Raw genomic sequence first — 11,607 nt, 5'->3', positions numbered from 1 at the left:
CTGAATGAGACTAGTTCGCACTCACAAAGCGTAACATTTTAAGGAGCGTTCCTCCCTGAGAAGCCGATGACGCTGACCGTCTTGGACTCCTCATACCTATTTCTTTCGATGCTTTCCAATATAGCTATCGAGGGCATCGCGAACCATCGCTGACATGCTCCCCTGCCCGCCTTCCATGCGTTCCTGAAGCGATAGATCTCGTAGTGACTCATACTGATCTTGATAGATATCGAACGGATGGCGAGGACGCATAATTCGCTTTGTCTGACCCCGTACGGGGGGTACGGGTAGTACGGGCCGTACGGGTGGTGCGGAGGAAGCGGCAGGCACCGTCGTCATCTCGGACATTAGTGCCGGCGCGGGTTTCTGAACTTCGTTAGTCGAAGGCTTCGGAGTTTCCTTCGGTAACGGATCGCCTTTCGGCTGGTCTTTTTGCAGTAGTAGGTCGTATCGTCCCGGCATAGTTAGAGTTTGAGATTCAGTTGGATCGCTATTGTCTCAACATCTTTCGCTGTCGCCCGCTTCCTGCCTGTTGCCATAAGCTCTCTGAGAACCTCGTCGCATACTTTGATTGCATCTCGCGGGAGCCCTTTGGAGTAAGCAAAGAGAGTTTGATAGGCTGTATCCCCTTCTTCAAAAGGCAGTTGTTTGCCTCCCGCCACCAGCCAGCGGAACCGCAGCATCTCCTCGAGATCATCACTGGACATAGCGTTAATCGCAATTGGAAACATTCGTGAAGCGAGTTCGCGATAGCGCAGTATCTTTCCCGCGAGTTCCTCCTGGCCCGCTAGTACTATCTGGAGGAGTTTGGTCGTGGCTGTTTCAAAGTTGAGTAGGTAGTGGATGAGCTTGAGTGCATCGCGATTAGCATTCTGCGCTTCATCCAGAAGAAGCACAGGAGTTGTGTCGTTTCGGAACTGTTCGGCGAGGAATGTCTCAAATAGATGGAGGTTTGCGTCATAAGAGCGCGCCGTTTGGAGTTCGAACGCTTGCATGATAACTTTGAGGAATGTATTCGGCCTGCGAACATTGGCGGCGATCACGTAGGCGACGTTGTAGCGTTTGTCATCACCAAGACGTTCGGTAAGGCGACGAAGGATCGAGGTCTTTCCAGAGCCGATTGGCCCGTACATATAGATCGGGCCGACACGATTAAGGGCCATATACTCACACTTGGCGATCGCCTCTTTTACTTGCCCTGAGTAGAATAAGTATCGCGGATCGGGTCCGAGCCTGAATGGTTGTTCATTGAGATTGAAGTACTCCGGGATATTCATGACGATTGCAGTTATCAAAGATTGGATAACCGTTCAACTAGAATGACACGTTATGGATTATCTGTCAAGTACTAATTAAGACATGCGCCAATGTTGCCTATACCCGTACGCCCCGTACGGGATGTACGGATAGTACGGGCGGTACGAGAAGCCCGGGGAGGATGGGTAGGACGTCCCATACGGGACGTACGTTTAACCCGGGGAGGACGCCTCGTACTAGATGTACGGACGGTCCGGAGTGTACGGGACTAGGCAGGTCATATTGCTATATGTTTTGATCTATTTGCACCGACGGTAGAGCGTATTGCTTAGTCGGAGCGCATCGCGGTTGACTATAAGGCTACTAGGCTCACTACCTGGAGAGCATGAGAAACTGATCCCGTCTAAACAAGCATGTCAACTCTTTATTTTTTTCGTTGCTCGTCAACGGGGAGAAAAAGCGAATGCCGTATAAATAGGTCGAACTCTTTCGGTTAGAGAGGGGTAGGGGGTTTGGGGGGAGGGAGGACTCGCCGCGCTTGAGTACCAGAACTGATCGAACAGCTCTGTTGCTCACGTTCGAGGTCGCGCCAGTCGTACCGTTCCAGCGCGGTACGAGCGGCGGTACGCAAGAGCCGCACCTGCGGGCGGGTCACGGAGCACCTTCGGTGGATCAGTAGCAGGAAGGAACGGGGCCTGTGGCCAGGCCAAAGAGTGGGCGAGCGTCCTGCGGACAGGAGGTCGGCGTCACCGGTCTCGTTGTTCCCTAGCTGCTTGCAGCTTGACGCCGACCTCCTGTCCTTTTCTCTGCCTCGCACTACCGCTGTTGGTCCCGTGGTGATCTGTGTGGGTAACTTACGTGAACGGGTACCTGGGTTGATCAGGGGAGCGAGGCAGAGAAAAGGCCACTCGCCCACAAGGGGAGGGTGTGCTCCGCACACGGGAGTCGCGCCGGCATTCCTTCCTGCACCTTCCTTCCGGCACGACAAGAGCGTCCTACAGACGCAGTGGTTGGCCTGCGGCCAACTATGAGAGCGCTGCGCGCCAGCACCGCTTCGCGGCGATCCAGCGGGAGTGTTAGCACCTGGGCTGCTCTCTAGCCTCCTAATTGTGCCACCCGCCAGGCGCGTCTCAAGGCTGCATCACTGCGGTGACTCGCTGCGGCTCGGCCTTGACACGAGCGTGGCCGGCGGCGGGAAGAGGCTGTTGCAAGAGCAGCAGAAGGGAGGTGACCGTTATGCCTAAGTTCAAGATCCTTCGGATCTACGAAGTACCTGGCAAGGATCAGACCGAAGCGTCCGACCGGATGATGGCGGCGCTGGAGCTCGGGGTCGAGCGTGACTACCACATGAGCGACTACATCAAGCCGGCTGACGACAAGCTGGCGAAAAGCCAGCGGGTGAGTCTCAAACCGCCGAAAGGGTGGGGAGCTCTCATCCTTGACCAGCTTCTTGGCAGATGAGCGTTGAGCGCTCACGGCTTCCTCTCCTGCGAATTGGGAGGAAGCAGCGAGGATTCAACCTCGAGAAGGGAGGTGGGCAGTATGGAAGATATCGTCCCCACAATATTCGCGGAGATGAGCTCCGATGACGAAAACGCGTCCGAGGATTTGTTAGCGTATTACGACGCCGCAAGTCCTGAGGAGCGTGGCGCAATGGATATGATGTGTATGTATCTTTGCGACTGGCGTTTTGAGTCGATCCTTAAGAAGTGCGGGCTACGTTGAGCCGCTGATTGAGGCCTTGTCGCTCCCCCCAATGCGAATTTGGGGGAACCGCAAGCCCGCAATTCTCCTTAGGCAAGGAAGGCCGGGCTCGCTCCGCTCGCCCTCCGGCTGTCAGTCGGTTCGACCAGGAGAAGACTGACGCCGTCGCGCCGGCCGAGTCACGGCCGTTGCGACGAACGGCGGCTTTCCCTTGCCGGTTGGTTCGGAGTGCCGGCCAGCTACATCGACCTCTCGGCCCTTGCGGATGTAGCCGGCATTGCGTCCGGCATCGACCTCTTCGGCGGCCTCACCGTGGGCAACGACGTTGTGCCATGTGGTCGCATCCGCATGGTTCACCGCGAGCGGGAAGCCAGCTCGGAGCTCATCACCATCCCGGTTGAACCAGGGATCGCGACCGAGCCGGCCAGTGAGGGTAACAATGACGTGTTCCTCTGACTCCTGAGCCGGGGGAGCTGCCGTGTCCGTTGGTTCTGTGACGCTCTGAGACGCCGTCTCTGGCGTCTGATGACTTACCGGTGCATCGCGCGGTGTTTCGGCCGCTGTGCGCGTTTCTGTGGCGCGTAGGACGGGGTAGAACGACACGTTGCCGTCGGATCGGACAAGGAGCCGGACGCGGTCGTCTTCCTCGCCACGTTGGAAGTGCACCCGGCCGGCTTCGTCATCGGTTGTCATGCCCGGAACTCGGAAGACCTCTACGCGAGCGTGTTCGGTGGTGACCCGGGCGACGCCGGCACGAGGATAGATCTCCAGTTCGGCCTTGCCGGCGACGCCGACTGCTTCACCGTCGCCATGCGCGACATCGTGGACTGGACGGAGCTCGCCGCCGAGTGCTTCGGTGAGTGATTTTCTATCGAAATCGGGGAACAACGAATATCGCTCGGTCATAAAGCACGTCAGATTATGAAACGATTGCGAAAGGTTGTCAAGAATGGTCGTGATTATCGCAATCGATCGGAGCAATCGTTGCCGAAGATAGTTTTATTATCCGTAAACACGATATCGACTTACCGCGCACCGTAGATCGGGATGACGACTGCCTCAGCGTCATGCGCACCTTCGTCTAGAAACGACCTATCCCCAAAACCGACGAGAGCCGCTAACCTACGCAGGCGCGACACAGAACACCTGGAGGTGCTTCGGTGAAGGCGTACCAGACTCTGGTCGGCACTGAGGGTCCTGATGGTTGCCTCCTTGGTCATACGGGAGAGGGCAGCCCGGTCTACCTCGGAGCAGAGCACAGAACCGCGCACGTGGCGTTGATCGGCAAGACTCGTTTCGGCAAGACGACCGTGCTTGAGCATCTGATCAGGGACGATCTGATCGCAGGCACCGGGACCATCGTGTTGGACCCACATGGTGATCTTGCGACTCGGATCGTTGAAGTCGCTCCACCGGAGGCGCTTGAGCGCATCACGGTGGTTGAGCTCGGTATGGGTACGTCTTTCGGCCTCAACCTGTATGAGAGCCCGCATGACGACAGCCTGAATGTCGACCGTGTCGTTGGCAACGTGATTGAGGTGTTCAAAAAGCTCTTCCTGGATGAGCGCAACTTCTACCCGGTGATCGACGAGGGTCTGCGCAACTCGGCCTACGTCGTAATCGCTAACGGGCACACACTCAACGAGGTGCCGCTCCTGTTTACCGACCGACACTTCCTCCAGCGCTCGCTGCACACAGTGACAAACAGCACTGTCCTGAGCTTCTGGGAGGAGTATCAGGGATTACCTCCTCGGGAGCGCCGGGAGGTCAGGTGGCCAGTGTTGAATAAGGTCAATAGGTTCCTGGGCAGTGATGCCATCCGGTATATGGTGGCGCAGCAGAAGACGACTGTTCCATTTGATGGTGCTCTGGATAGAGGCCAGTGCTTAATTTTCCGACTCTCCGGTGATGTGCTGGATCGGGACACAGCGGACTTCCTTGGCATGGCCTTTCTCGCGAATCTCGGCAACGCGGTGGCAAGGCGTGCTGGACGAAGTACGAGCGCCCGGCCACGTGTGCACGTCTACCTTGATGAATACGGTCGGTTCGCTACGAGGACCACAGACCGGATGCTTGAGGAATTCGGTAAATACGAGATCGGGATGACGGTCGCTCACCAGAACCTCGAGCGAGTGGGCGGAAGGCCGGCAAGCGCTGCCTCACTGATCATGTTTCAGCTCGACGGTGAAGATGCACCGAGAATGTCGTTACATCTGGATACAACACCGAAGCGGACGAAGCGGGTCGTGAAGCTGCGTACCGTGCCTGAGTATGAAAACGTCACCCATACCGAGTGGGAGAGCGCAGACCACGAGACCCAGTACCGCACATTGACGAAATTGACCGAAGCGATTGAAGCCATGCTCGCAGTTGCTCGTCGCCGTCTCGAGCTCTTCCGGACTGGTGTAGAGATGAGGCGGGAGTGTGCTTCCGAGACATCCTGTCCATGCGGCTGTGGAGACCATATGCTGGCGCGCTCCGGCGACGCAACGAAGTACATATCTAGCATGCTCGGTGATTGGCGTGGCTACATCGGCGGCAATAAGCAGTGGGCAATAGGCCGTACTGATCATATGCTTTTCAACCCTCGAAGAGATTACTTCGCCGAGCACATGGTTGCGCGAGTGCGAAGCGGGGAAACGGTAACCGTCGGCGGGTTACGGACTCTTGCTAAGTTGCCGAAGTCTTGGCATCGTGGATGGAAAGAAGCAGAGAAACATGTATACGAGGTCTACCGCCTTCCTGCTGACGCGGCAGATCATGCGTGGTTAGTAGTCGGCCTGAAAGAGCATGCGAAGAGGTTCGCTCAGGGAAAAGGAGACAGAGAGTGGCTTGAGGGGATAGCAGATGAATTGTGTACGATGTTGCGGACTGTATACGAGGAGAAGAACTTTTTTATGCGAGCCACCCCGCTCTCGACGGATGACGTGGAGCGGAACGGGCCGAAACCACCAGCGCAGGGCACTGAACGTGATGGTACATATCCACGGTGGCCGGGGAGCCATTGGGCTGTGACCGATTTCAAGGAAGGTATCGGCTGGCTGATCCTCAAGACGTTTGAGATCGCGCGTCTTCGCGATAGGGCAAGCGCGCTCCTTGACGAGAAGCGACAGGAAGCAGACGAGTTTCGTCGAAAGCACGAGAGAGTCTGGACCGAAAAGGTGCTGCGTGGTCACAAGGCGGTTCGGGATACTGAACGAACGACTCGGCCTGCGATACATTTTGTCCAGGGACGCGAGCGTGAATATCAGCAGATACATATTTCCGAGCCATCCGTGTACGACGAGATTGAGGAGCTCGACCAGACTCACGCGGACCGGGCCGCAGAGATAGCGACCGAGCTATCGTCATTGCCGAAGTATGTCGCGTACTGCAAACTGCTGGATCAAAACGGTAACCCGCATGAGTATCGGGTGACAGCTCGGAAGCCTGCGGAATCAATTGGAGCGCACAGGCTGACTGAGGTCACATCCCGGTCGTTGCAGCAATACGCACGAGCCTGGTCGGACGTGCAACGAGAGATAGATGCACGTCGCAATCCGTCAGAACCTGCGGGACCACCGATAACGCGGCGTCCGCGAAGGTGAGGGTTTACTTCTTTTGAAATATTTGCTAATCTGAATGGCTCTAAATAACATCCCCTGGTAAACCCTGACTATGACTCAGCTGCCCTTCAAAATCGGTGCTGCGGATGAGCCGATCCTGATCGCTCTTGCCCGGTTCTTCTTCCTCACTGCCGCTCAAACGAGCCGGTTGTTCTACCCTTCTTCCCGCGACCGCAACCGTGAGGCACAACGACGCCTCAAGGATCTCGCTGACGCCGGTTACGTGCTCGCGCTCGATGCACTGCCGGTGCGGCGGGGACAGGCACCTCTCGTCTACACGTTGGATGCCAAGGGGCGCTCCTATGTCCATGGTCTCGGCTACGAGGTCGAGAGGCGATTCCGACCCAACGAGGTGCGGCGCGCAACGAAGAACAGCCCGTATATGCAGCACACGCTGGACGCGATCGATGTCCTGCTCAGCGCAACATGCCTCACCCGGGACTATCAGGTTGAATGCCGCAGGATGCTCTCCGAGCGGCAGCTCAAACACCGCCCGGTTCACGTGGAAGTGCCAGCCAGCCCCAAACAGCCGCTGGAGAGAACCAGGACGCGTGCGGTGATCCCGGACGGCTGGTTCGAGCTTGCCGTGAACGGTGGTCCTGGCATCACGATTTCAGTCGAGCTGGATCGAGGGACTGAGGGCCAGCGGGCGTGGCGGGAGAAGGTCGCGGCGCTCGCCGAGTGGGCTATTGGGCCGTATCAGCAGGCGTTTGAGACGGACAACCTGACGATCGCCGTCGTCTGCCCCGACGTACGCCGGCGCGACGAGCTTGCGGCCTGGACCCTCTCGGAGCTCACCGACCGAGGACACAGCATCGCCGAGATCTTCCTGTTCACCGCAGTACAGCCGACGACCGTCCGCCCCGTGGAATTCTTCTTTCAGACTCACTGGCGGACACCGGCCAGTGAGACGGTGATTAGTTTGCTCGATGCACCAGCAGAAGGCGGGGTGGTCCCGCTCCGGACATGAGGCTCTTCGGCCGAAAACCATCTATCACGCTCGGGAGTACCCGTCGCTTCTGGTTCCTCGGCCGGAAAGAGCTCACCATCACGCCGGAGCAGGCACAGGTGCACATGCACGTGCTTGGCAAGACCGGCTCCGGCAAGTCCAACTTCCTCGCGAACCTCTTCCTGAAGTTCTTCGCCGCCGGCATGCCGGTCACGCTCATCGACCCGCATGGTGATCTCTCAAAGCTGATCCTCAAGCACCTGGTCGCACGCGGTGTCTACGACGACCCCAGCGCGTACGACCGGATCATCTATCTGGACATCCCCACGGCGGCCAGGCGAAAGCGGTACCTGCCGTTCAACTTCCTGGATCAGCCGTACGGCGACCACGAGATGGCTGAGCTCGTCATGGAGGCGGCTCGTCGCGCCTGGCCCGAGCTGGCAACTGGTGCCCCGACCTTCGAGAACATCCTGAAGCACTCTGTGGTGGCCCTCCGGCAGGCAGACCTGCCGCTCACGCGGCTTGCTGATCTCCTGACGGACAAGCCCTTTCGAGACCGGGCGCTGCGGCAGGGCAGTGATCCGCAGGTCGTGCGGTTCTTCCGAGGGCGGATGGAGCAGTGGGGAAGGGAGGAGGCAACCCGCAAGGAGTCGACGCTGAGCCGGGCGGACCTCCTGACCCTCTCGCCGGTGCTCCGCTACAGCCTCGGCCACAGGACGAATCGGCTCTCATTTCGGGAGATCATCGACTCCGGTCGATCAATGATCATTTCGCTCGCCCGGCCGCTGCCCGAAGACACCAAGCGGCTGTTCGGCTGCCTTCTGACCGTGGGGATGGAGAACGCCGCGCTTTCCCGCGCTGACGACGAGGACGCGAAGCGGCGCGTGCATCACTTGCTGATCGATGAGTTCAGCCAGTTCATGGCCCAGTCCGAGACGTCGCTGACGCGCATGTTGTCGGAGACTCGAAAGTACGGACTGTTCTCGGTCATGGCGCACCAGAACTGGTCGCAAGCAAGCGACCGCCTCAAGGGCGCTTTGCAGAACGTGGGGATCGAGATGATCCTGAAGACCGGCCGGATGGATGCGGAGTACTCGGCCCGGCTCATCGGAGCGGTGAACCCGATGGAGGTCAAGCATGTGGTGACGGACGACCAGGCCGAGGAACGGACCCACCCGAGTTACCTGTCCCTACCAGAGCAGTGGGAGCGTCATGTCCAGGCGATCCAGCGGCTCCGAGTGGGGGAGACGTTCGTCCGGCTGCCGGACGACTCAGTGCACAACATCCTCACGCCGTCCGTACCGAAGGTGGTTGTGCCACGCGAGCGGCTCGAGGCGGTCAGGCAGGTATACCTCACGAAGTACTTTGGGCCCATTGAGGATCGCGAAGTGCTGGCCCAGGCGGGCGAGTCAGCGGGACCTGCAGCGACGATCGGAAGGCGGCCTCGCCGTCTCGGGAAGACAATCTTTCGGCGGTAACGGCGCGACGCCTGCCGACCCCCCGCTACTTCTGACGCTTGAGTTCGGCGCGGATCTGGTCGAGACGGCGTCGTGCAACCATAGCTGCTGGCTCGTTTTCGTCGGCAGCAGCCGTGCTTTGTTTCTCGAGAGCGCGTTTCGCGTCCCGATGAGTGGCTCCAGCTTCCTCATTGCGCCGAGATATCCGCGTTTGCGCACTGCGCAGTGTGGCAGCGGCTGCATCCGTTGCGTCCTGCGCCCGTTGGTCAAATGCTCCTGCCAGACGTGTTGGTTCATGCTGTGCCACTGACGCACGTCGGCGAACTACTTTCGTCTTGCGGTCAGGTCGGGATTGTTGTTTCAGTGCCTCGAGGCGTTCATCAAGCGAACGGTCATCGCGCGGTGTTTCCGCATTTTCCATATACGACACAAGCATAAGTGATCTTGCTTAGACCTGTCAAGATCAACTGGACGTGTGGCCGTCTACTCAGGACGCAATTACCTGTCGCGATTCCTCATGAACTCATCAAAGGCGCGCACTTGTTCAATGAGCGCTTCGCCCTGGTAACGCAACATTTCTCGAGCATCTTCACCGCGACGACGCACCTCATCGAGTTGTCGTAGTGTGTCCTCACGCTGCTTGTCCTCGACTTCGGCTACAACTGAGCTGAGCATTGCCACGTCAGCGGTTGTCGTACACCCCGACGTAACGAGCACCCAGACTTGCTCGTGCAGGCTTGAAAGCATGTCTGCGCTGATCACTCCAGGCCCCTGTGCGCTGCTCTTCTGGATTTTGCGCAGCGCCTCGATGAGTGGCCGCACCTGCTCGTTGCGATCTCTCGAACTGTAGTAGTGCTTGTTGCGAACGCTCGGCAACCAGTTGTCGCAATCTTCCTTGTCGGCAGTTTCTCGATCTTGGATGTGGGACGCAAACCATAAGAAGGCAACGAATGAGAACAATGTAAGAATGAAGAAGATGCCACCTGTGAAGTAGTCAGCTCGCGATGAGAAGTAGAGAGCAACGATCAGGGAGATTATGGGAATGATTGCTACGATAATTGCAACTCGACGTAACATTCGGGTAGTGCACTGAAAGTGGGACGCTCGAAAGAGGGCTTTTGGATCGAGACCCGGCTTCCACAGGATGAGCTCGGTCGGCGGTTGCGTAGCGGTCTCACCCCTCCTTAACCGGAGCAGGCGAGTGCCGACTGGAGTTGCGAACAGCGCTTCGAGATCCATTAGTGAGCTCCTGGAGAGAGAAGCGTGTGTCTTCGTAACGGTACTCCCTGGCAGAGCGTCTCAATGCCGGCGTTTGGGCAGGATTTGTACGTCTCCGCTTCACGGAGGCTGCCTTTCTTGACGCCCTGAGCTTGGCACGGCCGGTCTCACGATCAAGGGGTCGAAAACATCTTGGTCATCCTTCGGACCGCTGCGCTTGCCCAAGATCTTTTCGCCTAATCCCTTGACCGCGAGCCTCTCCGGCCGTGCCTGGCGCCGCATTGCGGTGGCGGGCAGGACCCGCCGCCTGCATGACCAGGGCGTCAAGGAGGCAAAGCGATGCAGTGCCAGACCTGCGGTTATCTCGAGCACGAGGGTTGTTGCGATGGCTGTCTTGGGCACACGACGGATGGCCAATGCGTCACGCCTGAGCTGCTGGACGAGTGGGAGGACGAGGGCCGCTCGGTAGGAGCCGGATCGTGAGCGGCATGCAGCACCGGGGAAAGCGGCCGACGAGCACGCCTGAGGAGCGTGTCGCGAAAGTGGAGGCGCTGACCAGCCAGCTCACGACAGCAGTCCTGGCGTTGACCAGCAGTACGGCATGGGCCGCGATGTTGCGGACTGCGGCCAAGTTCCACCGCTACAGCGTGAACAACGTCCTGTTGCTCTGGCTGCAGGCTGAAGAGCGAGGCATGGCGTTGTCCCAGGTTGCCGGGTACCGGACGTGGCAGAGCATGCAGCGGCAGGTTCGCCGAGGGGAACGAGCGCTCAAGGTTCTGGCGCCGGTGCGCCGCCGATTGACTGATGAGGAAGCAGCGGCACGGGTGGGCAAGGGCCAGCCTGCCTACGGCGACGACGGCCGCCCGCTCATGGTGGTCTGTGGCTTCCGCACGGAGAACGTATGGGACATCAGCCAGACCGATGGGGAGGCACTCCCGACCGCACCAACCGAGATGATCTTGCGTGGTGCTGGCCCGGCTGGTCTGTGGGACGGGCTTGTCCACCTGGTCGAAGCTGCGGGCTACCGGCTGGAGCGAAACCCGGCACGAAACGGCGCGCATGGCTGGACGAATTGCGCGGACCGTGTGGTGTCCGTTCGGCCCGACGTCGACGAAGCGGAAGCCGTACGCGTCCTTGCCCACGAGCTCGGGCACATCCGCGCGGATCATGAGCATCGGGAGATTGCTCGTGCGCAACGAGAGACCGAGGCAGACGGCATCGCCTACGTGATCGCGACGGCGTGCGGGTTGGACCTTGAAGAATCAGCCGCCGGGTACGTGGCCGGTTGGAGCAACGGTGACCCGGAGCTCTTGCGGACAGCTGCCGAGACGGTGCACAAGGCCGCAACGGCGATCTTGGCTGACCTCGAGCGGTACAACGCCGAAAGTATGGCGGCAGCTGTGCCGTTGGGGTGAGT

9 protein-coding genes are annotated in these 11,607 nt (G+C 59.0%); 5 read left to right on the top strand and 4 right to left on the bottom strand.

What is annotated here, in order from left to right; all coding sequences use genetic code 11:
- Window positions 1-464: 464 nt before the first annotated feature.
- Window positions 465-1,277 carry an AAA family ATPase gene (locus ABEB12_RS13025; RefSeq protein ID WP_185061583.1) on the bottom strand — a complete coding sequence of 271 codons (813 nt, stop codon included), beginning with the start codon at window positions 1,275-1,277 and terminating at the stop codon, window positions 465-467.
- A gap of 1,216 nt (window positions 1,278-2,493) precedes the next feature.
- On the opposite strand from ABEB12_RS13025, the gene ABEB12_RS13020 reads away from it, so the two are divergent.
- Window positions 2,494-2,718, top strand: a complete 225-nt coding sequence (locus ABEB12_RS13020) for a hypothetical protein (protein WP_185061584.1) — start codon at window positions 2,494-2,496, stop codon at window positions 2,716-2,718.
- 375 nt (window positions 2,719-3,093) lie between these two features.
- Here ABEB12_RS13020 and ABEB12_RS13015 read toward each other — a convergent pair whose 3' ends face one another.
- The gene (locus ABEB12_RS13015) at window positions 3,094-3,942 is read right to left on the bottom strand and encodes a hypothetical protein (RefSeq protein ID WP_185061585.1); all 849 of its coding nucleotides are present in this window, start codon (window positions 3,940-3,942) and stop codon (window positions 3,094-3,096) included.
- A 179-nt stretch (window positions 3,943-4,121) separates the two neighbouring features.
- Between ABEB12_RS13015 and ABEB12_RS13010 the strand changes: the two genes are divergently transcribed.
- From ABEB12_RS13010 to ABEB12_RS13000, 3 genes are all read left to right on the top strand, one after another.
- Window positions 4,122-6,548 (top strand): helicase HerA domain-containing protein, encoded by a 2,427-nt coding sequence (locus ABEB12_RS13010; RefSeq protein WP_185061586.1) that lies wholly within the window; start codon window positions 4,122-4,124, stop codon window positions 6,546-6,548.
- Window positions 6,549-6,618: 70 nt separating this feature from the next.
- A complete protein-coding gene (locus tag ABEB12_RS13005; protein WP_185061587.1) occupies window positions 6,619-7,536 on the top strand; it encodes a replication-relaxation family protein in 918 nt (305 codons plus the stop codon).
- Window positions 7,533-8,993, top strand: a complete 1,461-nt coding sequence (locus tag ABEB12_RS13000; protein WP_185061588.1) for a type IV secretion system DNA-binding domain-containing protein — start codon at window positions 7,533-7,535, stop codon at window positions 8,991-8,993. The genes ABEB12_RS13005 and ABEB12_RS13000 overlap by 4 nt, the downstream gene beginning before the upstream one ends.
- A gap of 25 nt (window positions 8,994-9,018) precedes the next feature.
- Here ABEB12_RS13000 and ABEB12_RS12995 read toward each other — a convergent pair whose 3' ends face one another.
- Together ABEB12_RS12995 and ABEB12_RS12990 are read right to left on the bottom strand one after the other, a co-directional pair.
- Entirely contained in the window at window positions 9,019-9,393 is a 375-nt protein-coding gene (locus tag ABEB12_RS12995; RefSeq protein WP_185061589.1) for a hypothetical protein, read from the bottom strand.
- Between the two features lie 77 nt (window positions 9,394-9,470).
- Window positions 9,471-10,211 carry a hypothetical protein gene (locus tag ABEB12_RS12990; protein ID WP_185061590.1) on the bottom strand — a complete coding sequence of 247 codons (741 nt, stop codon included), beginning with the start codon at window positions 10,209-10,211 and terminating at the stop codon, window positions 9,471-9,473.
- A 467-nt stretch (window positions 10,212-10,678) separates the two neighbouring features.
- Between ABEB12_RS12990 and ABEB12_RS12985 the strand changes: the two genes are divergently transcribed.
- The gene (locus ABEB12_RS12985; protein ID WP_345702785.1) at window positions 10,679-11,605 is read left to right on the top strand and encodes an ArdC-like ssDNA-binding domain-containing protein; all 927 of its coding nucleotides are present in this window, start codon (window positions 10,679-10,681) and stop codon (window positions 11,603-11,605) included.
- The last annotated feature ends 2 nt before the right edge of the window (window positions 11,606-11,607 follow it).

The organism is Actinospineispora eucalypti (assembly GCF_039543365.1).
In the GTDB taxonomy this organism is placed as follows: domain Bacteria; phylum Actinomycetota; class Actinomycetes; order Mycobacteriales; family Pseudonocardiaceae; genus Pseudonocardia; species Pseudonocardia eucalypti.
Note: the sequence above shows the minus strand (reverse complement) of the source record. Positions and strands in the feature narration are given on the sequence as shown.

Bases quoted from the DNA above. Each gene is read 5' to 3' on its own strand.
- ABEB12_RS13020 (WP_185061584.1), top strand. From the start codon at position 2,494: ATGCCTAAGTTCAAGATCCTTCGGATCTACGAAGTACCTGGCAAGGAT.
- ABEB12_RS12985 (WP_345702785.1), top strand. From the start codon at position 10,679: ATGCAGCACCGGGGAAAGCGGCCGACGAGCACGCCTGAGGAGCGTGTC.
- ABEB12_RS12995 (WP_185061589.1), bottom strand. From the start codon at position 9,393: ATGGAAAATGCGGAAACACCGCGCGATGACCGTTCGCTTGATGAACGC.
- ABEB12_RS13025 (WP_185061583.1), bottom strand. From the start codon at position 1,277: ATGAATATCCCGGAGTACTTCAATCTCAATGAACAACCATTCAGGCTC.
- ABEB12_RS13005 (WP_185061587.1), top strand. From the start codon at position 6,619: ATGACTCAGCTGCCCTTCAAAATCGGTGCTGCGGATGAGCCGATCCTG.
- ABEB12_RS12990 (WP_185061590.1), bottom strand. From the start codon at position 10,211: ATGGATCTCGAAGCGCTGTTCGCAACTCCAGTCGGCACTCGCCTGCTC.
- ABEB12_RS13000 (WP_185061588.1), top strand. From the start codon at position 7,533: ATGAGGCTCTTCGGCCGAAAACCATCTATCACGCTCGGGAGTACCCGT.